18 protein-coding genes are annotated in these 19897 nt (G+C 57.0%); 12 read left to right on the top strand and 6 right to left on the bottom strand.

Going from position 1 to position 19897, the window contains the following annotated elements:
* Positions 1-277: 277 nt before the first annotated feature.
* A complete protein-coding gene (locus NUW46_RS06960; RefSeq protein WP_222466437.1) occupies positions 278-3178 on the bottom strand; it encodes an MECDP-synthase in 2901 nt (966 codons plus the stop codon).
* 306 nt (positions 3179-3484) lie between these two features.
* Positions 3485-4258: an enoyl-CoA hydratase gene (locus tag NUW46_RS06965; RefSeq protein WP_222466438.1), complete on the bottom strand. Its 774-nt coding sequence runs from the start codon at positions 4256-4258 to the stop codon at positions 3485-3487.
* A gap of 183 nt (positions 4259-4441) precedes the next feature.
* On the opposite strand from NUW46_RS06965, the gene NUW46_RS06970 reads away from it, so the two are divergent.
* Entirely contained in the window at positions 4442-5956 is a 1515-nt protein-coding gene (locus NUW46_RS06970; RefSeq protein ID WP_222466439.1) for a fumarate hydratase, read from the top strand.
* 79 nt (positions 5957-6035) lie between these two features.
* Here NUW46_RS06970 and NUW46_RS06975 read toward each other — a convergent pair whose 3' ends face one another.
* Positions 6036-7490: a protein adenylyltransferase SelO gene (locus tag NUW46_RS06975; protein ID WP_418141746.1), complete on the bottom strand. Its 1455-nt coding sequence runs from the start codon at positions 7488-7490 to the stop codon at positions 6036-6038.
* Between the two features lie 75 nt (positions 7491-7565).
* Here NUW46_RS06975 and NUW46_RS06980 point away from each other — a divergent pair, with 75 nt between their 5' ends.
* The 5 genes from NUW46_RS06980 to NUW46_RS07000 all read left to right on the top strand — a co-directional run bounded on the left by NUW46_RS06980 (position 7566) and on the right by NUW46_RS07000 (position 13378).
* A complete protein-coding gene (locus NUW46_RS06980; RefSeq protein ID WP_418141747.1) occupies positions 7566-8504 on the top strand; it encodes a hypothetical protein in 939 nt (312 codons plus the stop codon).
* Between the two features lie 12 nt (positions 8505-8516).
* Positions 8517-9332 (top strand): HAD-IIB family hydrolase, encoded by an 816-nt coding sequence (locus NUW46_RS06985; protein WP_418141748.1) that lies wholly within the window; start codon positions 8517-8519, stop codon positions 9330-9332.
* A 36-nt stretch (positions 9333-9368) separates the two neighbouring features.
* Positions 9369-10592 (top strand): hypothetical protein, encoded by a 1224-nt coding sequence (locus tag NUW46_RS06990; RefSeq protein ID WP_008170429.1) that lies wholly within the window; start codon positions 9369-9371, stop codon positions 10590-10592.
* A complete protein-coding gene (locus NUW46_RS06995) occupies positions 10589-12328 on the top strand; it encodes a sugar phosphorylase (protein WP_349343519.1) in 1740 nt (579 codons plus the stop codon). Before NUW46_RS06990 ends, NUW46_RS06995 begins: the two co-directional genes overlap by 4 nt.
* Before the next feature lie 84 nt (positions 12329-12412).
* Positions 12413-13378: an NAD(P)H-quinone oxidoreductase gene (locus NUW46_RS07000; protein WP_418142019.1), complete on the top strand. Its 966-nt coding sequence runs from the start codon at positions 12413-12415 to the stop codon at positions 13376-13378.
* Positions 13379-13409: 31 nt separating this feature from the next.
* On the opposite strand, the gene NUW46_RS07005 is transcribed toward NUW46_RS07000, so the two are convergent.
* Positions 13410-14435, bottom strand: a complete 1026-nt coding sequence (locus NUW46_RS07005; protein ID WP_418141749.1) for an NADP-dependent oxidoreductase — start codon at positions 14433-14435, stop codon at positions 13410-13412.
* A gap of 170 nt (positions 14436-14605) precedes the next feature.
* On the opposite strand from NUW46_RS07005, the gene NUW46_RS07010 reads away from it, so the two are divergent.
* Both NUW46_RS07010 and NUW46_RS07015 read left to right on the top strand, forming a co-directional pair.
* On the top strand, positions 14606-15019 hold the full coding sequence (locus NUW46_RS07010; RefSeq protein WP_418141750.1) for a TA system antitoxin ParD family protein: 414 nt from the start codon (positions 14606-14608) through the stop codon (positions 15017-15019).
* Positions 15003-15581 (top strand): AAA family ATPase, encoded by a 579-nt coding sequence (locus NUW46_RS07015; RefSeq protein WP_418141751.1) that lies wholly within the window; start codon positions 15003-15005, stop codon positions 15579-15581. The genes NUW46_RS07010 and NUW46_RS07015 overlap by 17 nt, the downstream gene beginning before the upstream one ends.
* A gap of 4 nt (positions 15582-15585) precedes the next feature.
* Here NUW46_RS07015 and NUW46_RS07020 read toward each other — a convergent pair whose 3' ends face one another.
* Positions 15586-16485, bottom strand: a complete 900-nt coding sequence (locus NUW46_RS07020; RefSeq protein ID WP_418141752.1) for a DUF1853 family protein — start codon at positions 16483-16485, stop codon at positions 15586-15588.
* Between the two features lie 69 nt (positions 16486-16554).
* Here NUW46_RS07020 and NUW46_RS07025 point away from each other — a divergent pair, with 69 nt between their 5' ends.
* From NUW46_RS07025 to NUW46_RS07035, 3 genes are all read left to right on the top strand, one after another.
* Positions 16555-16995 carry a VOC family protein gene (locus NUW46_RS07025; RefSeq protein WP_418141753.1) on the top strand — a complete coding sequence of 147 codons (441 nt, stop codon included), beginning with the start codon at positions 16555-16557 and terminating at the stop codon, positions 16993-16995.
* Between the two features lie 103 nt (positions 16996-17098).
* Positions 17099-18523, top strand: a complete 1425-nt coding sequence (locus NUW46_RS07030; protein WP_418141754.1) for a hypothetical protein — start codon at positions 17099-17101, stop codon at positions 18521-18523.
* Positions 18495-18869: a hypothetical protein gene (locus tag NUW46_RS07035; RefSeq protein ID WP_136631752.1), complete on the top strand. Its 375-nt coding sequence runs from the start codon at positions 18495-18497 to the stop codon at positions 18867-18869. The genes NUW46_RS07030 and NUW46_RS07035 overlap by 29 nt, the downstream gene beginning before the upstream one ends.
* 41 nt (positions 18870-18910) lie before the next feature.
* On the opposite strand, the gene NUW46_RS07040 is transcribed toward NUW46_RS07035, so the two are convergent.
* Positions 18911-19441 (bottom strand): cold-shock protein, encoded by a 531-nt coding sequence (locus NUW46_RS07040; protein WP_069184912.1) that lies wholly within the window; start codon positions 19439-19441, stop codon positions 18911-18913.
* A 223-nt stretch (positions 19442-19664) separates the two neighbouring features.
* On the opposite strand from NUW46_RS07040, the gene NUW46_RS07045 reads away from it, so the two are divergent.
* Positions 19665-19883: a SlyX family protein gene (locus NUW46_RS07045; protein WP_064227410.1), complete on the top strand. Its 219-nt coding sequence runs from the start codon at positions 19665-19667 to the stop codon at positions 19881-19883.
* Positions 19884-19897: the final 14 nt, after the last annotated feature.

The following is a 19897-nucleotide window of genomic DNA, read 5'->3' on the forward strand; positions in this document are numbered from 1 at the left end:
AAATGGCAGTGCCATCTAAGCTCTCGCAACGCCTGAAATCTCCACGCCTTTACTGCCTATCCTGCCCGACACCACCCCCTTCGCTGGTCAGCTGAGGGCCGTTAACAAGCCTCATGATAAGAACTTCTCTAGAAAACGTGAGCCGCTGAAATCGACGCATGAGTTGTGGGACGTGTGGGCTGTTCGGAATATTGATTGTTCGTGTCTGATCCATGTCGGGCATCGTCCAAAAAAAAAGCCCCGGCGATGCCGGGGCTTGGTAGACAGAAGCCAGTCCTTACGGAGCAGCCTGCTCGTCCTGATCGAGTGCGTTGGCCAGAGTCGGACTGGTTCCCAGTGCATCGATGTTGTTGGGGGAAGCTGGCACGTTGCCGCCGCTCAGAGCTTGCGCTGTTTGCGTGACCATTACCGTAAAGGCGTCACTGGTAACGGCAAACCCACCCGGGCAAGCATCATTTGGCGCTTGAGGCGCTACAAAAGTACCGTGATTGGCGGTAGAGCATGGGTTGCTGCCGTCAAAGAATACTGCGACCGGAGTGGCTGAAGCCCCAGAGACGTCTTCGCTCTGAAGGAGGTTCAGGTCAGCTCCATCGGCAAGATTGGTTCCGCCTGCTCCCAGATCCAGCAGTGCCATCAGAGGCTCCGTGCCAGTCAGCGGTGCGGAGAATGCGGGGCTGAGTGGATTAACGTTAGCTTCGTTCGGTACGGTGCTGTCTCCAACCACCTCAGTGACAAGCAGGTTTCCAGTGGAGGCGCCAAGAGACTTGGCAAAGTTCACTGGATCACCAGCATCAGAGATTGACTGGAACACGTAGAAGAAGCTCTCGAAAGCAGAGGTTCCCTGGGTTACACCTGCATTAGCCAGTCCACCAAGAACTTGGCCGGAGAAGGCCGGTGAGTTCTCAATCAGGCGAGTTACTTGGCCGCTCGTGTTGTGCAGAACAACCGAGCCAAGGGTCGGGAACGTAAAGTTATTAAGGGGAGCCCCGGCATCCTGATAGGTCTGATTCAGCACCCCGTTCAGGCTGCTGTTAGCCAACGCTGAGAAAACGGTTCCAGAAATACCGCCGAGGGAGTGACCAATGAAGTTCACATTGATTCCCGGACCAACGAGATCAAAGGGTTGATAGTCGCCATTAATGTCAAAGGTTTGGATTGACGCTGCCACGTTAAGGAGATCAACGACGCCCTGACGCAGGTTATCGCGGCTGTTCATCATATTGAGAGGATTGATAAACAGGCTACCTGATGAGATGTCTGCCAGAGGGGCTGGTACCGGCTGCAGAGATGCATTTGCGGTATACCCAAAGTGTCGCTCGCCGATGTAGTCAGCAGAAATCAGCGCATTGAGTTGTGCGATGACGGGTGCGAGGGCTGGATTGTTCTGCGCCTCAAGTCCCTGAATCGTAGCCTGTACGGTGGTTGTCAAAGTCTCTTCGTCGAGCTCTGATAGGCCAGCAACCCTGCCTACGCTCGCTCCAGCAAGCCCGTGCAGAGGCTGATCGATTGCTACAACCGTTTGGCAGGCACTTTGTGCCAACAGAATGGCGGGCAGCATTGAGACACTCCGATCTACGGTAATGCCATGCTGGAAAATAGTTACGCCGTTGGGCTTAAATCCTCCCGTTGGGTCTTGATCAACGCAAGACGCTGGGCGCGAATCCGTTGAAGGATTAAACACCACGACTGGTACAGTAGTATCGGCTTTTTTCTGCGGGAATGGGAAGTAGCCATTCACGTTCAGTGTGCCGTCGATATCACGAAGGAAGGAGAAAATTGTGTCTCCCGGAGTCAGATTCTCATTCAGGCCAGCTTCCATGCTTGTGTTGCCTGTCCAGCTGCCTGTGACAATTCCGGCTCCGGTTTCGCCAGGAAGACTCTGGTAGTAGGGCAGGGTGATCGCGCCCTGATGTACTTGAACCTGGGCTGCCGCCTGTGCAATTGGGTTTGCAGGATCTTGTGCTGCCAGACCCTGAATGGTTGCCAGATCTGCCGCCTCAGTTTTCGGATAGAAGAACGAAGGGCGTGGTACTGGCAAGTGAATCGTGTCCCCGATTTCCGGAACAATGGCCTGCGTAAGCGTCGTCTGCGGAGTCTGTGTTCCGTCAGCCGTCAACACATCTTGCACGTTAGACAATGCCGTAACGGCGGCGATTTCTTGCGCACTCAGAGTTGAAGGGTCAAGTTGGCCAGCGCCGAGTTGACCGGCAATCTCGGTGATTTCACCAAGCTTTGTTGTAAGTTGGGAGAAGTTGAGAGTGGGGTAGTTGTCTCTGATTGCTTTCAATTGGGCAGTGAAGCCAATCTTTTGCCCCAGTCCCGACGCATATGCCGCCGGCGCCATCATCGCCCGAAGAACGTCAGTGTCAGAGTTGGTTGTGAATGTGTAAGCCAGCGCAGATTCAGAGCCTGTCTGCATCTGAGCAAGGAATCCGTTCGCCAGCTGGTCAGCAGTCTGCAGAATGGTTTTCACGTTGCCTAGTGCGGGGTTGCCCAGCACGCCATCTGCTAGAGCGACATCCTGAACGGAACGCTCAATTGGCTTACCGTTTGCACCCTGGACGTCGTCAGTGACAACAACCAGGTATTTCTGACCTTCAGTCAAAGGTTCAAGCGGAACAACACGGATAGCGTTGTTTGTGCCGCCATCAACACTTACAGGGTCCGCGCGGAAATTAGGCTGCTCAAGTCCCAAGCCCTGACCAAAGGGATTACTTGCAACGATGCTGGTCGGGTTGGTGTTCGGAAGAGCTTCAGGAGCCGAATCAATTGCAGGGCCAACGTTAAGTGGGAGCAAAAATACTGTCGCGTTTGCCATGACGGTCGCTGGATTCAGCTCACCGTCAAACTTCAGGGTAAAGGCGCCTGAAGTGGAAAAACCCGAGAGATCGTTAACAGCGTCATCTGCCGGGGTGTTACCAGTCGAAAGCCCTGTAAAGTCATAGTTGGCGCTCTGGGTTGCGCCCAACAGCAGGATCAGGTCGGCATTGATCGGGAACGCAGGCTCTTCCGCAATCGGGTTAGGGTTGTAGATCGGACGAACAATCGACCTGTCAATCGTCGTATCTTCAATCTGGTAGTCCGGATTGGCATTCGCCCCCGTCTCGCCGCTATCAAAGCAGCCTGTAAGTCCAACGGAAGACGCCACGGCAAGACTTATTAGAGTTTTCTTGAACATGGGTGGAACCTTTTCCTGTTGTTGTGTCGTTATGTTCGGCAGCTGACGGGGCCGGTCTGATCCGGTAAGCCCGTTGTCAGTGGCCTGTTCTGCTTAAACTGTTGTCTGAAATTGTAGCCAGCGCTGTAAGCCAATTTCTGTATCTCTGACTATAGCGACAGTATGGCAAGTGTTGATCAGCCAAAAGTGTGATTCTGATGCTTTGAATCCTCCCCGCACGATTGGAGTTCGGCCTTTGAGAAAAATAGTTGCCGGATAACGGTTTGTCGAGGTCCCGCAACCGGGAAATTGGGGCCTGGTCGAGGTTTATTCGAAGCGCGAGAAATCCGGTTGGCGTTTTTCCATGAAGGCCCGGAAAGCTTCGGCGGCTTCGGGGGATTTGAGGCGCTCGGCAAACAGCTGCCCCTCTTCCAGCATGGTTTCCCGAAGTGCTTCCATGGTTGGCTTGTTGAGGAGCGCTTTGGTGGCCCGAATCGCTGCCGGGGCTTTTTCAGTGAGCCTCTGGCAGGCTTCGAAGGCATTGGCTTCCGTTTGCCCAGGCTCGCAAACCCGGTTGATCAGGCCAAGCCGAAGAGCTTCTTCCGCGGAGAAGGCGCCACCAAGCATCAGAAGTTCGGCGGTGCGTACCCGGCCGATCCAGGAAGGTAGCAACAGGCTTGAGCCACCCTCGGGACACAGGCCGAGGCTCGCAAAGGGCATCTGGAATGCAGTGTTGTTGCCGGCGAACACCAGATCACAGTGCAGCAACATGGTGGTGCCGATGCCGACGGCTGCGCCGTTGACCGAGGCCACTACGGGTTTGGTAGCACTGGCCAGCAGTAAAAGCAAACGGCCAACGGGCGTCTGTTCGAAGTCACCTGGCAGACCTGCGGCAAATTCGCCCAGGTCGTTGCCTGCGGTGAAGCACTCGCTGGTGCCGGTGAACAGCACGCACCGGATGTTGGTGTCATCCCTGGCCTGCTCCAGCGCGTCGCCCATGGCTGTATACATCGCGTGGGTAAGGGCGTTCTTGCGCTCTGGCCGGTTCAGTCGGACGATGAGAATTCGGTCTTTGATTTCGGTGAGGACGAGGTCGGTCACGGCGTCTCCTGGGGTGTTATTATCGTTTGGTTAGGATGATACCTTTTTCTGATGGCGTTTTTCACGGGTTTTAATCCTTGCTTCGCCATCCGTCGAATCACTCGCCAAACCGATTTTCTGGTAAACTCTCGCCTCCAGATTTCTGATGACACGACATAACGATATCAAGCTGATGAGGCGCCTATGACCACCGTAATCCGCCAGGACGACCTGATTGAAAGCGTAGCGGACGCGCTGCAGTTCATTTCCTACTACCACCCGAAGGATTTCATCCAGGGCGTCTATGAGGCCTACCAGAAGGAAGAATCCCAGGCGGCCAAAGATGCCATGGCCCAGATCCTGATCAACTCGCGCATGTGTGCCCAGGGCCACCGCCCGATCTGTCAGGACACAGGCATCGTGACGGTATTCGTGAATGTCGGCATGAACGTCCAGTGGGACTGCGATATGCCGCTGGACGACGTGATCAATGAAGGCGTCCGTCGCGCCTACACGCATCCGGACAATGTGCTGCGCGCCTCGGTATTGGCCGATCCGGACGGCAAGCGCCAGAACACCAAGGACAACACCCCCGCCATCATCCACTACAAGATTGTGCCGGGTGACACCGTAGAGGTTCACGTGGCGGCCAAGGGTGGCGGTTCTGAAGCCAAGTCCAAGTTCGCGATGTTGAACCCCTCTGACTCGGTCGTCGACTGGGTATTGAAGATGGTTCCGCAGATGGGTGCTGGCTGGTGTCCGCCGGGCATGCTGGGTATTGGTATCGGCGGTACTGCTGAAAAGGCGATGGAGCTGGCCAAGGAATCCCTGCTGGACCCGATCGATATTCACGACCTGAAAGCCCGCGGCGCCTCCAATCGTGCCGAAGAGCTCCGTCTGGAACTGTTCGACAAGGTCAACGAGCTGGGCATCGGCGCCCAGGGCCTGGGCGGTCTCACCACCGTTCTGGATGTGAAGGTGAAAGACTATCCCACCCACGCGGCCAACAAGCCAGTGGCCATTATCCCGAACTGTGCGGCAACCCGTCACGCCCACTTTACCCTCGATGGAACCGGGCCTTCCCTGCAAACACCGCCGAGCCTGGACGATTGGCCAGAGATCACCTGGGAAGTGGGTGAGAACGTCCGTCGTGTGAATCTGGATACCGTCACTTCGGAAGACGTGAAGGACTGGCAGCCGGGAGAAACCGTTCTGCTTTCCGGCAAAATGCTGACTGGCCGCGATGCTGCCCACAAGAAGATGGTAGACATGATCGAGAAAGGCGAAGAGCTGCCGGTCGATCTGAAGGGGCGCTTCATTTACTACGTGGGCCCGGTTGATCCGGTGCGTGAAGAGGTGGTTGGTCCCGCAGGCCCGACCACTGCCACACGTATGGACAAGTTTACCCACACTATGCTCGAGAAGACTGGTCTCACCGGCATGATTGGTAAAGCCGAGCGCGGTCAGGTGGCCATCGATGCCATCAAGGAATTCGGCGCGGTTTACCTGATGGCCGTGGGCGGTTCCGCCTACCTGGTCTCCAAGGCCATCAAGAACGCCGAAGTGGTCGCCTTCCCGGAGCTGGGTATGGAAGCCATCTACGAGTTCGAGGTGGAGGACATGCCGGTCACTGTCGCCGTCGATTCCCGCGGCTCGTCTGTGCACCAGACAGGGCCTGCGGAATGGCACGAGAAGATCATTGCTGCCAAGGCGGTCTGATCTCCGGAAGTCGCTGAAAAAAGAAAAGGGCCGGACGAATGATCGTCCGGCCCTTTTTCGTTCTTTTGGTCCAGATTTATCAGCTTGAACAGCTGATATTCAGGTGTTTGCCCCAATCCGGCGGCAATGCCGCATAAGCGTCGTTCTCCGGTTGTTCGTCATAGGGCCGCTCAAGCACCTTCAGTAGTGCTTTCATGGGTTCGTAATCCCCGTTCTGGGCTTCCTGAATGACCTGCTGGGCCAGGTAATTCCTCAGCACATACTTCGGGTTCACGCGGCGCATGGCGAATTCCCGCTCATCGTGAGCGCGGGTTTCGTACAGTAGTCGTTCCTCATAGCGCTCCAGCCACTGGTCCGCCACGCTCCGATCGACAAACAGATCACGCACCGGCCCATGGCCGTGGCTATGCAGGTTGGAAAGCGCCCGGAAGAAACGGGTGTAGTCCACATGATGCTCGTGCATCATGCTGAAAGTATCCATGATCAGGCTCAGGTCTGCTTCATCCTCAATGGCAAGGCCCAGCTTGTCCCGCATGTTCTGGAGAAAGCGTTCGTTGTAAGCCACTTCATAGCGGCGAAGGCCACGGCGCACGTCGTCTTCCTCCATCACGGGAAGCAGGGCTGTCGCCAGATAACGGCAATTCTCAAATCCGACTTGCGGCTGACGATTGTAGGCGTAGCGCCCGCCCTGGTCGGTATGATTGCTTATATAGCCGGCATCGAAATCATCAAGAAATGCGTAGGGGCCGTAGTCAAAGGTGTCGCCGATGATCGACATGTTGTCACTGTTCATTACGCCGTGGCAGAAGCCCACCGCCTGCCAGTCCGCAATCGTTCGTGCCGTGCGTTCAACCACTTCCTCGAACCACCTGCTGTATCGGTCGTCATCGGGCAGATTGATCAAGTGGGGGAAGTGCAACGAGATCACGTGTTCGAGTAGCGTCTTGACGGTTTCGGGCCCCTCATGGTGGGCGGCGAACTCGAAGTGCCCGAAGCGAATGTGCGTTTCGGCTACTCGCACAAGTGCCGCTGCTGTTTCGATGGACTCCCGGCGCACCGGGTCTCTGGCGCTCACCATGAAAAGGGCCCGGGTGGTCGGGATGCCAAGGCCATACATGGCCTCGCTGCATAGATACTCGCGAATGGTGGAGCGAAGCACGGCGCGGCCATCGCCAAAGCGGGAGTAAGGGGTCATACCGGCGCCTTTGAGGTGCCAGTCCCAGCGTCGTCCATCAGGACCAATGGTTTCCCAGAGGAGCAGGCCACGGCCGTCGCCGAGTTCCGGGTTGTAGACGCCGAACTGGTGGCCGGTGTATTTCATGGCCACCGGGTCCATGCCCTCGAGTAATTCCGATCCTGCGCCCACTCCGGTCCAGTCGGATTCGGCATCGGCGCGAAAGCCCATTTGTTCTGCGAGCTTGTGGTTGAAGCACACCATTTTTGGGTCTTTCAGAGGCGAGGGCTGAACCCGGGTGTAAAAACTGTCCGGGAGCTCCAGGTAGCGGTGCTCTATTCGAAAATCGTTGCCACTCATAAAACGCCTATACTCCCATTGGTATGAATTCTGCTGCCGTCTCGCTTAAGTCACCCATTAAACTGGAAACCCAACGTGTCTGATCGCTCACTAAAACAAACCGTCAGTGCCCTGATTCAACAGGAGGGCCTGCCCGACGCCTACGCCGAAACGGTGGAAAAAACCATTCTGCCGCTGGCAGACCGAATCTGTGCGCTCCATGATACGGAAAAGCGGCCCATTGTGGTTGGTATTCACGGAGCCCAGGGCACAGGCAAGTCCACGTTGACCCTTTTCTTACGGGAAATTCTGCTCCGGCACCGCAATCGCCCCACTGCCAATTTCTCCCTCGATGATATTTACCTTACCAGAGGCGAGCGTGAGGCCCTTGCCCGGCGGGTACATCCGTTATTTAAGACCCGGGGTGTGCCAGGAACCCACGACGTGGCGTTGGGCCAACAGATTTTGCACCGTCTGCGCAGTGCGGGGCCCGGAGATTCCACGCCCATTCCAGCCTTCGACAAATCAAGGGACGACAGGGTTCCACGGGAGCACTGGCCTGTTTTCGGAGGAAGGGCAGAGATCATTCTTCTGGAAGGCTGGTGCCTGGGCGCGCGACCGGAGATAGACAGTGCGCTCAGAGAGCCGATGAATCCCCTGGAGGCGAACGAGGATCCTGACGGCGTCTGGCGCAGGTATGTTAATGAGCAGTTGAAGGGGGAATACCAGGCGTTTTTTGGTCAAATCGATTGTCTGGTTATGTTGAAGGCTCCCTCCATGGAGTGTGTGCTTGAGTGGCGTCGACTCCAGGAGCAAAAGCTGGCGACGAAAATCCGTAATGCACCAGAAAAGGGCGAGCACCATGGCGGTGCACAGGATCTGCGCATCATGACCGACGAAGAAATCGGTCGCTTCGTCATGCACTATGAACGCGTTACCCGATCCTGTCTCGCTGAAATGCCGGGCAGGGCTGATGTTCTGATCAACGTGGCCGAGGACCACTCCCTCGGTCTTCCGCAGTTCCGTGAGTCTTGACGGAGAACGGCCATGGCCCGACCTCATTTGATTATCTTTTCCGACCTCGATGGCACCCTGCTTGATCACGATGATTACCGTTGGCAGGCCGCCGGTCCAGCCCTCGACAGGCTGAAGGCAGCCCAGATACCCCTGGTGCTTAACTCCAGCAAAACCATGCCGGAGATCCGGGCGTTGAGGGAAGAGCTTGGAAATAACGATCCGTTCATAGTCGAAAACGGTGCAGCCGTGGTTATTCCGCCCCATGCACTGGGTAATGCCGAAGAAGAAGTGGTGAATTTTGGTGCAACCCGGGATCGGGTTCTTGAGGTACTGGGCGCCCAACGGAGGAGGGGGGCGCGATTTAGGGGCTTTGCCGACATGTCCCCTGATGAACTGGCAGCAGAGACTGGCCTGGATCCGGCGGCAGCCGGGAGGGCCAAAGAGCGGCTCGGGACCGAACCGTTGCTCTGGCAGGGATCGGAAGAGGAGCTGTCGGAATTTGAGGCGGCTCTAGGCTCGGAGGGCCTTCGACTGGTAGCCGGAGGACGTTTTCTTCATGCCATGGGGATATTCGATAAAGCCGATGGGGCCCGGTTCTTGCTAAACAAATACAGAGAGCAATACCGGGAGCAGTATGGCGATGCGCCCGTGTTGGCCATTGCCCTGGGCGACAGCCCCAACGATCAGCAGATGCTGGAATCGGCCGATATACCGGTGGTAATCCGGGGTGTCAAAAGCGATGAGGTGCGGCTGCCTTCGGCAAAGCACGCCATGCGCTCCCTCAAGCCCGGCCCTGAAGGCTGGAATGAGTGCGTACTCAATCTCCTGTTTGAGTACGGGTACTGACCCGTTTGAATGCGGGTATAAACAAGGAGAGCCGCCATGGGCGACTTTTACCAGAATGGCATTATCACAACCCTTCATAACCTTGTTCGGCGTCCCGTGGAGGACCTGGAAGCGGAGCTGATGAGCTTTCGCAAGGCCCGGCCAATGTCACTGGTGTTGCCGTCGCTGTATTCGGAGCTGGAGGGGCCGGCCCTGAAAAATATTGTGCACGAGCTGGGCAAGGTGCCTTATCTGGATCAGGTGGTCATTGGCCTCGACCGTGCCAATGAGGAGCAATACCGCCACGCTCTGGAATATTTCTCGGAGCTGCCTCAGAACTTCAAGGTGCTCTGGAACGATGGGCCCCGTCTCAGGAGTATTGACCTGAAGCTCAGGGAGCAGAACCTGGCACCGACGGAAATGGGCAAGGGCCGAAACGTCTGGTACTGCTTTGGCTATGTACTGGCCTCCGGTGTCAGCAAATCCGTTGCCTTGCACGACTGCGACATCCTCACCTATTCCCGCGACCTCGTGGCGCGCCTGATCTACCCTGTGGCCAACCCCGGCTTCAACTATATGTTCTGCAAAGGCTACTATGCCCGGGTAGCCGACGGAAAAATGAACGGGCGGGTGAGCCGGCTGCTGGTGACGCCGCTGATCCGCGCACTGAAGAAAGTCTGTGGTCCCAACGATTTCCTCGACTACCTCGACAGTTACCGCTACCCCCTGGCCGGGGAGTTCTCATTCCGCACCGACGTGATCAATGATCTGCGCATTCCCAGTGACTGGGGGCTGGAGATCGGTGTGTTGTCGGAGATGAAACGCAACTACGCCACCAACCGGCTGTGCCAGGTGGATATCGCGGATGTCTATGACCACAAGCATCAGGAACTCTCGCCGGAGGATGCCAGCAAGGGGCTGTCCAAAATGAGCATGGATATCGCCAAGGCCCTGTTTCGGAAGCTGGCGACCAACGGCGAGATTTTCTCCAATGAAAAATTCCGGACCATCAAAGCCACGTATTTCCGTATTGCCCTGGATTTCGTGGAGACCTACCAGAATGACGCCATTATTAACGGTTTGACGTTTGATCGGCACAAGGAGGAGAAAGCCGTGGAGCTGTTTGCCCAGAACGTGATGCGGGCCGGCGCCTATTTCCTCGATAATCCGATGGATACACCCTTTATTCCCAGCTGGAACCGGGTCACAAGCGCCATTCCCGACATCAAGGAGCAGTTGCTGGAGGCGGTCGAACTGGATAACGAGGAATTCAAGCCATGACCCAGCCTCTGAAAGCGAAGCTGGTGTCCATGCTGGAGGTGGTTTACCCGGAGCTGGACTGTGACTTTCTGGCCGGGCAGTTATTGACCACCATGGGGCTGGCGCCCAACCAGGAACCGCCGCCTGCGCATCAGAATAACTGGGACGAATCGGATGTGGTATTGATCACCTACGCCGACACGGTGCAGCGGGCGGACGAAAAGCCGCTGCAGACTCTGCACCGGTTTCTCGGCGATTGTCTGTCGGATTCCATTTCGTCGGTGCACATACTGCCGTTCTTCCCTTATAGCTCCGATGATGGCTTCTCGGTCATGGACTATCTGGCGGTGAACGAGTCCCATGGAAATTGGGAGGATATCGAGAGTATCGCCAGGGACTATAAGCTGATGGCGGATCTGGTCATCAACCATATGTCCGCACGCAGCCGCTGGTTCGAGAACTTCCGCAAACGGGTGGATCCGGGCAAGGATTATTTCTTCGAGGGTAATCCGAGAGACGACCTGAGTGCCGTCGTGCGGCCCCGTACCTCACCGCTCCTGAACCCGGTCCAGACCGACGATGGCGAGCGGTATGTCTGGTGTACCTTCAGCGAGGATCAGGTCGATCTGAATTTTGCCAATCCGAAGGTGCTGATCGAGTTCGCCGCCATCATCCGGCGCTATCTGGAACGAGGCATTATCATCTTCCGGCTCGATGCCGTCGCCTTTCTCTGGAAGGAGCCGGGTACGCCCTGCATTCATCTGCAGCAAACCCATGAGCTGATCAAGATCCTCCGGCTGCTGATCGAGCATCACAGTCCGGATGCCGTGGTGATTACCGAGACCAACGTACCCAACCGGGAAAATCTGACCTATTTCGGCAACGCCAACGAAGCCCATGTCATCTACAACTTCTCGTTGCCGCCCCTGCTGATCAATACCCTGGTGACCGGTGACTGCAAGCACCTGAAAACCTGGCTGATGAGCATGCCGCCGGCCCAGATGGGAACCACCTATCTGAACTTTATTGCCTCCCATGATGGTGTTGGCATGCGGCCGACGGATGGTCTGCTGACGGAAGAGGAAAAGCAGCGGCTGATCAACACCATGGATTCTTTTGGCGGCAAGGTTTCTTTCCGGCGAACGCCGGATGGTCGGGATCAGCCCTACGAAATCAATATTGCCCTGTACGACGCACTTCAGGGCACGGCGGAGTCGGGGCGGGATCACTGGCAACTGCAGCGTTTTATCTGCGCGCACACCGTGATGCTGGCCCTGGAGGGCATTCCGGCGTTCTATATCCACAGTCTGCTGGCGACGGAAAATGATCTGGAGCGAGTGGAGCATACCGGTCGGCTGCGGTCCATCAACCGCAGTCAGTGGCAACTGGACGACCTGGAGCAGAAGCTCGCGGACCCCCTGAGCCATCACAGCAAAGCGTTCCAGGAGCTGAAGCGTTTGATCGCCATTCGGCGCAAACAGCCGGCGTTTCATCCGAATGCTACCCAGTTCACCCTGCATCTCGGGCTTCAGCTGTTCGGTTTCTGGCGCCAGAGTATGCGCCGGGATCAGTCCATCTTCTGCATTCACAACATCAGCAACGAAGTGCAACAGGTTGCCCTGAGCGACATCAATCTGATTGGTACCGATCACTGGCAGGACCTGATTTCCGGGATGACCATCGATGATCTTTCCGGCTCGATTACCCTGAAGCCATACCAGAGCGTGTGGTTGTCCAACCTGGAAGTTACCGTCTGATCATCTGACAACGTCATTTGTGCAATGCTCGAAAAACATAGGGTATCCTGTGCCCATATGAGCAAGGCCGAGACGTGATACATGATCAAAGCAATCAAGGTAACCGGGGGCAACCTCAACTGGGAATCCTGGGAAGGGCCGGGGGAGCCGCCGGAGGACCACGTTGAAATTGAGGTCGTCTGGACAGCCATCAACCGTGCCGACCTGATGCAGCGGGCGGGTGTCTACCCACCGCCGCCGGGCGCGTCCGACATTCTGGGGCTGGAAGTCAGCGGGCGCATTGCCTCGGTGGGATCAGGGGTAACCCGTTTCAAGCCTGGTGACGAAGTCTGCGCCTTGCTCACGGGCGGCGGTTACGCGACCCATGTTGTCGTGCCTGAAGTTCAGGTTTTGCCTATCCCCAAGGGTTTGTCACTCGAGAAAGCAGCGGCCATTCCCGAGGTGCTCGCCACGGCCTGGCTGAACCTTTATCACGAAGCGGCACTGAAACCCGGCGAACGGGTGCTTCTGCACGCAGGCGCAAGCGGTCTCGGCACCGCTGTCATTCAGTTAGCAACGGCCTTCGGTAACCCGGTCTTCGCCACTGCCGGTGACAAAGTCAAGCTGGAGGTTTGTCGCAAGCTGGGGGCCAGCGGTGTCTGGAACCGGAATGACGGTTCCTTTGTGGAGGCCGTTACGGCCTGGGGCGGAGTCGATATGGTTCTGGATCCGGTTGGCGGCAGCTACATTGCCGAAGACCAGAGGGTTCTGAATGTCGATGGCCGGATTGTATTGATCGGTCTGATGGGCGGCCGGATGGCCGAGGTGGATCTGGGCATCATGCTGGTCAAACGCCAGCGTATTATCGGTTCCACACTCCGCTCCCGAACGGTCAAGGATAAGGGTGAGGTCATGCAGGCGCTCTACCGGCATGTCTGGCCGCTGCTGGCCGCCGGCCAGATTGAGCCATTGATCGATAGCACCTGGCCGATCGAACAGTTGGAAGACGCGATGGCCTATGTGGCCGAGAACAGGAACACCGGCAAGGTGCTCCTGAAGATTGCCGACTGAGCAGGCAGCCTGTCGCGCCTTCCTGGATTCGTTAGTCTGCGATATGAACCAGCTGCTTGCCGAAGTTCTGGCCCTTGAGCATGCCCTTGAAGGCGTCAACGGCATTTTCCAAGCCTTCGGCAACAGTTTCCCGGTATTTCAGTTCACCGGAAGCGACCCGTGAGGCCAGAATGTCGGTGATCTCCTGGTGCTGGTCCTGCCATTCGGTCACCAGGAAAAACCGATGTTCGGGTACCGGGTCCAGTGCCTTGAGGACGTGAAACGGGGTTTCCACGCTGGCCATATCCGTCGCATTGTAGGCGGATACGAAACCGCAGATGGGCACCCGGGCGCCCGTGTTCAACAGCGGTGCCACGGCGCGCGTCACGGCACCACCCACGTTTTCAAAGTAGATATCGATGCCGTCAGGGCAGGCCGCTTTCAGGTCTGCTTCCAGATTGCCGGCTTTGTAATCCACACAGGCGTCGAAACCCAGTTCATTGACCACGTAATTGCACTTTTCGGGGTCGCCGGCAACGCCAACAACCCGGCAGCCCTCTGATTTGGCAGTCTGGCCAACGACGGTGCCTACAGGCCCGGAAGCGGCAGAGACAACCACGGTTTCGCCGGCTTTCGGCTTACCCACGTACATCAGGCCGCAGTACCCCGTGCGCCCAGGCATACCGGCAACGCCGAGATAGGCTTGCAGGGGTACGTTGTCTCGCTGCTGAATCTTGTACACCATCGGCGCATCGCCCGGGAAGGTAACGTATTCCTGCCAACCGGAATAACAAGTGACCAGATCACCGACCTTCAGGGCGTCCGAGCGGGATTCCACCACCCGGGCAACGCTCTCGCCGACAATGGGCTCGTCGATGCCGATAGGGTCCATGTAACCTTTGGCATCGTTCATACGAGGGCGCATGTAAGGATCCAGCGACAGCCAGAGCACCTGTGCGACCACCTCACCCTCATTGGGGGAGCGAACGGGGCGCTCTTCCAACACCAGATCGCCTTGTTGAATTTCACCTTGGGGGCGCTGTTTGAGTACAACGGCTCGGTTCCTGTATTCGCTCACTTGTTCTCTCCGGTTGCATAATGAAACCAGATTAGGGTGCAGCAGATTCCGGTGTCGGTCAACCTTCTGGCCAGGTTGATGTGATTGAAATGTTTTGCATCAGTTGTAGCGAAATGCAACAAATGCAATAATTTGTGGCGTATGAACAGGTATCGTATCTGGAGGTCACCATGACAACCGCTGTTCGTCTTGACGACACATTGGTCCGCCATGCTGCGGCGGAGGGTGCAGTCCATCGGCGCTCGACACCCAAGCAGATCGAGTACTGGGCCGAGATAGGGCGTGCCGTCGCTGGCGACGTGAGCGCCGAAGATCTGATCGCCATTCTCCAGGGTATTCGCCGGGTGAGGGTTGAGCCGGTGGTGGCCGAGCAGGTTTCCAGCGATGACCTCTGGGCTGAGGTGGATCAGGCCCGGGCAAGTGGCGAACTGGAGCGCTCTATCAGCCGCGGGCGTGCGGTGTATCAAGCGTCTGGAGAGAAACCGGGCTATCTGGAAGCCATATATCCGGATGGCTCCCGGGAAATCGGTCAGTTTCGCAATGGGCGCTTTGAGGCACTGAGTGACCGTGACAACGCAGCCTGACCTCTGGCTGCTGGTTGGCGGTAACGGTGCGGGCAAAACCACATTTTATGAGCGGTTCCTGGCCCGCCTGAAGATTCCGCTGGTAAACGCCGACAACATCGCCCGCAGCGTGTGGCCGGACACGCCCGAAAAGCACAGTTACGAGGCTGCACTGATTGCGGAAAGAGAACGACTCAGGCTTATTGAGGAGAGGCAGACCTTCTGCTTCGAAACCGTCTTCTCCCACCCCTCGAAAGTGGATTTTGTCGGGACAGCCAAAGCCGCCGGATTTCGGGTTCGGATGTTTTACTTCCATCTGGAATTGCCCTCCCTGAACAAGGCGCGGGTCGCCTCCCGGGTAACAGCCGGCGGCCACAATGTCCCGGAAGCCAAGATTGAGTCGAGGATTCCACGAACGCTGGCGAATCTGCGCCAATGCATTGGTCTGGCGGACGAATTGCACCTGGTCGATAACTCGCGCCTTGATCAGCCTTACGTACGCGTCGCGGTCTGCGAAAATGGGCAGTGGTGTGCCTTGCAGGATAATTTGCCGCAGTGGGCAAGCGATCTCATTGATCGCTGATCATTCACCCTGGCCAGCTGTCCGGCACTACGAATAAGCGATTGGTTTCCTGCCAGAGGCCGGTGACGGAATTCTGCTTCAGCTTCGCGAACAAGAGCGGGATCTCGGCGCGTTCGATGGTGGCCAGTGCGGCATTCACTGCATCAGGAGCGGGGGATTCGTATTGACGCCACGGGCCGATCCAGTGGGGTTTGTTCAGGAGCACCCAACCGGGAAGGTCCGATGATTCAACCTGTGAGAGGTAGCACCACTGGCCTCGAAGGTGATTTGCAGGCACGGACTGTGGGGCGCTCACCTGTGTTCCGGTCGGGTAAAAAAGGTATCCGGGCATGAAAATGCGGGGCATGACAGGTTCTTTGATACCCATGTCTGCCAGCAGCGCCCTGGCTTCGGGCAGCGTGGTTCGCTGGCTTTGCAAGCGCAACATCCGATCTGCTTTCAGGTCCAGCCGATCCCGGGCGTTCGGTCCATACCACAGGGTTCTTCCGCTGTGCGCCGGAACCCCCAGGTAATACTTGATGGCAATTTCGTGGTGCTCAATTCGATCTTCATTCCGATTGTGCACGACAAAATCCAGTTCGCCGATGGTTCGCCCGTTGGACTGTATCTGTTGGTTTTGAAGCAGAACTTCCCAGCCCAGCAGATCTTCCAGCAATACCCGGTAAAGCCGTTCGAAGTAGAACCCGAGCCGTTTCTGGGGCGGTTCTCTCAGCAGAGGCGGTGCTGTTTGCGGGTTGTGATCCCAGGCTTTAATTTTTTCCGTTACATCATCAGGCAGAAAGCGACCTGGCTCAAATGTCAGCGGTGACTGCAACAGCTGAGGTGCCTGGCATATCCAGGCAAGGTGTCGGACCGCGGGGGTGGTCAGCTCAGAAGCAGAGTAGGGGGCTGTTTTTGCATCCATATGGCCAGAATACCGTAAACTGTCCGCGGGGCACGATGATCAGTTCACTTCACTTCTGAAGGAGGCTACATGCAATATCTTCACACCATGATCCGGGTGAGTAATCTGGAAGAGACGCTGCATTTCTTTTGCGATTTGCTGGGAATGGTTGAAATCAGTCGCAAGAGTAGCGACAAAGGCCGGTTTACCCTCGTTTTCCTGGCTGCGCCGGAAGACGAGGCGCGTGCCCGAGAAGACCGGGCGCCGATGATCGAGCTCACCTATAACTGGGATCCTGAAGAGTACACTGGCGGGCGCAATTTTGGCCACCTTGCTTACCGGGTGGACGACATTTATGCGCTTTGCGAGCACCTCAAAGCCAATGGCGTAACCATTAATCGCCCGCCCCGTGATGGGCATATGGCTTTTATCCGTACCCCGGATAACATCTCTATCGAGCTTTTGCAGAAAGGTGAGGCGCTTCCACCGAGAGAACCCTGGGCCAGCATGGAAAACACTGGTACCTGGTGAGCCCTGCAGTCGGGCCGCCGCGTGGGGCCAGAGCGTGATACAATAACAATCCGCAACAAAGCTTTCGCATCAGGATGATGCATCAAGAACATGGAGACGTTCGATGGACGATTGGCAAGGATGCCTGGATCCCCAGTGCCAGACCGCTTTACTACGAGCCCGGGAAAGCGTTGAACGCCGTGGCGGCTCGGTGATTACCGCTGAAGACTACCTGCTTGCCCTGCTGGACTCTGTACCCGATATTGTCCGCTTTTTGCGGGGCTGCGGCGTGGATATGGATGAACTCACCCGCACCATTCAATGCGAACAACCGATAGTGACGGAAGTTGGTGGTGAAGGACAGTTGTCATCCCAGTTGATGTATTGGTTCGCATCGGCCAGGGAAACCAGCAATTCCCCATGGCTGGGGTGGTCGCAGCTGCTTGCGACATTGGTTCGCCACGCGGAGCGGCTGCAGGAGAAAGCCTATGTGGCAGTTTTCGAGCTGGTCCCTCGCTGGCCCGATCCTTCCGAAGAGCGGGAGCCGGCTCCGATCGATGAATTCCAGAGAGCTCCTGTCGTTGTCACTGATTCCGCGTGGGTTGAGCTGGCGGAGGACGTTGCGATCAGTCTGGCGGCATCCCCGTCAGCCATGCTCTGGGTCCGGGGTGATCGGGGTTCGGGTAAAACAGCGTGGCTGCAATCACTGCTACCGACACTGGAGCTCGATTATGTTGAGCTGGACCTCCGCCGTGAAGCGGAAATCATGGCCAGTGATATTCCGGTTCTTCCAGAGCGCCGGGTGCAGGGCGAGCCTGGTGAGAGTGGATCACGCTGGCCGGTCCTTGTGCTGGATAATATCTCACCCGCAGATCTCATTGCGCTGATGAATCTGCCCGATGGTCTGGCCTCTGAGTTGTTGCTGCAATGGGCCGGGCCGATTCTACTGCTGGGTCCCGGCGAGGCCGCCGACAGCAGTTCGGCCGCCACACTCCAGCATCGCCTGGGCCGTACCCTCGACATCTTTGCCATGCCGGCTTCCAGCGTTGTCCAACGGCAGGCTATTCTGACGGCACATCAGGCCGCCTTAGAGAAGCAATGGAATATCCAGATTCCTCGCTCCGTGATCCGGTTTGCGGCCTCTCGCCGAAGCCGTTGTGTGAGCACTCCCGGAGGAATGCTCCAATGGCTGGAGCGCTCGGCTGCCAGGCTCAATCTCTTTGCTCGAAGAGGCCCGGCCGAGGCGGTGGCCCTGTCCGGGCAGGAAGACACTCTGCGACGTCAGTCGCTGGTGGCCCTGGCCCGCAAGGAGCCTCTTGACGATATCGAAGCATCGCTGGGAGAGATACAGCTTCATCGGGTGGCGGCAGAGGTGGCCTGGCATGAGCGTAAGGCGGCCGGCACCTTGCGTCAGCTTTCTGCTGAAGATTTACGACAGGAACTGGAGCGCTGGGTTGCAGCGCGACCCGGGCCGGTTCACTATGTGCTGCATTGTAATCAGCAGGATGGAGATTCAGCGGGTGCAGGATCTGGAAATTTACATTCGTGATCTGGAACCGGGTGCGGTGTCAGGGTGGCTAGAGAATCACCTGGACGAATTGGAACTCGATGATGGTGAGGTGACGCGCGTGATCAAGGGCGTGGGCCGCTACGAGGGCGAAAGACTTCGGATATCGCTTTATCCCGGAGCTTTCGGGAAACGATTTACGTCACTGGTTATTGAAGGCCCCAGAGTGCCCTGGAACAGTGATCTGGACTGCGCGCGCAGTGCCTGGCGTGCAATGGATACCGAGATTCGTTGCAGCCCGGGAGACTGGACAGAAGGGGAGCCTGTAGAGGATGAGAAATGGTGGCGATTGGACCACCGGGGCGAGCAACAGGTCGTCTGGAACTGAAAGAGGCAGCCCGTGGGCTGCCTCTCTTTTTAGCGGGCGATTCAGTCGCTCAGGATGGACACGTTGTCGGCCTGGAGGCCTTTGTCTGCTTCCACAACGTTAAAGCGTACCAGTTGACCCTGGCGCAGAACCCGGCGCCCGCGGCCACGAATGGCACGGAAGTGAACGAATACTTCATCACCACTGTCGCGCACGATGAAGCCGAAGCCTTTCTTGACGTTGAACCACTTTACGGTGCCTTCCTCGTTACCCTCAGGGCTGCTTTCGTCATAGCCGTCATCATCGTCATCGCGGCTCTGGCTGGGTGCACGGTTGCTCGACCGGGATGTTTGTTGCTTTTCGGCCGGTTTCTTGACTGACAACGCAATGGCCAGGAAGCCCGCAATGCCGAAAACGATCAGCGAGATAATGTAGGCTGCGATGCCACGGTTGCTACCCAGGGCCTCCACAAGTTGGCCCGCAGCGATCAGGCGAAGAGGCTCTGGGGTGAAAGACAGCAATATGGCAAGCACCAGCGGTGCGGGAATGGCGATCAGGAGAGAAAAAAGGATCGCTTTGGATGGATTACGCATTGACTGAAATTTCTCCATTCTTGTAACGCTAACGATAAAAACCGGATATCGGGTAAAATCGCACATCCGGCCGGTGAAAACCGACAGTACCCCGAAAAACGGGCGCGCTGGCGGGCAAAAGCGGAATGATACCAGATTATCCCGAGCGCTGACCAAGCAGCGGGGTACGCAGTGTCATCGATCACATTCTAGAGAGATTTACCCAGGGGAGTGCCAATAGCCGATGAGCCAGAACGATCTGGAAACCCGACTGGATGAGCTGGAAACCCGGCTGGCCTTCCAGGATGACGTTATCAATACCCTGAGCGAGCAGGTGGCCAGGCAGGAAATGGATATCCGTGAACTGTGGGAAGCCAAGCGGTTGCTGCACAAGCAGCTGAAGGATGTTTCGCCATCCAATATCAAGTCGGAGCAGGACGAAACACCTCCTCCTCATTACTGAAGATGGCGTAATAA

The organism is Marinobacter sp. MA (assembly GCF_048298425.1).
GTDB lineage: Bacteria > Pseudomonadota > Gammaproteobacteria > Pseudomonadales > Oleiphilaceae > Marinobacter > Marinobacter salsuginis.

Bases quoted from the DNA above. Each gene is read 5' to 3' on its own strand.
- NUW46_RS06975 (WP_418141746.1), bottom strand. From the start codon at position 7,490: ATGAGTGGCAACGATTTTCGAATAGAGCACCGCTACCTGGAGCTCCCG.
- NUW46_RS06985 (WP_418141748.1), top strand. From the start codon at position 8,517: ATGGCCCGACCTCATTTGATTATCTTTTCCGACCTCGATGGCACCCTG.
- NUW46_RS06995 (WP_349343519.1), top strand. From the start codon at position 10,589: ATGACCCAGCCTCTGAAAGCGAAGCTGGTGTCCATGCTGGAGGTGGTT.
- NUW46_RS07040 (WP_069184912.1), bottom strand. From the start codon at position 19,441: ATGCGTAATCCATCCAAAGCGATCCTTTTTTCTCTCCTGATCGCCATT.
- NUW46_RS07010 (WP_418141750.1), top strand. From the start codon at position 14,606: ATGACAACCGCTGTTCGTCTTGACGACACATTGGTCCGCCATGCTGCG.
- NUW46_RS07030 (WP_418141754.1), top strand. From the start codon at position 17,099: ATGGACGATTGGCAAGGATGCCTGGATCCCCAGTGCCAGACCGCTTTA.
- NUW46_RS07025 (WP_418141753.1), top strand. From the start codon at position 16,555: ATGCAATATCTTCACACCATGATCCGGGTGAGTAATCTGGAAGAGACG.
- NUW46_RS07045 (WP_064227410.1), top strand. From the start codon at position 19,665: ATGAGCCAGAACGATCTGGAAACCCGACTGGATGAGCTGGAAACCCGG.
- NUW46_RS06990 (WP_008170429.1), top strand. From the start codon at position 9,369: ATGGGCGACTTTTACCAGAATGGCATTATCACAACCCTTCATAACCTT.
- NUW46_RS06970 (WP_222466439.1), top strand. From the start codon at position 4,442: ATGACCACCGTAATCCGCCAGGACGACCTGATTGAAAGCGTAGCGGAC.
- NUW46_RS06960 (WP_222466437.1), bottom strand. From the start codon at position 3,178: ATGTTCAAGAAAACTCTAATAAGTCTTGCCGTGGCGTCTTCCGTTGGA.
- NUW46_RS07020 (WP_418141752.1), bottom strand. From the start codon at position 16,485: ATGGATGCAAAAACAGCCCCCTACTCTGCTTCTGAGCTGACCACCCCC.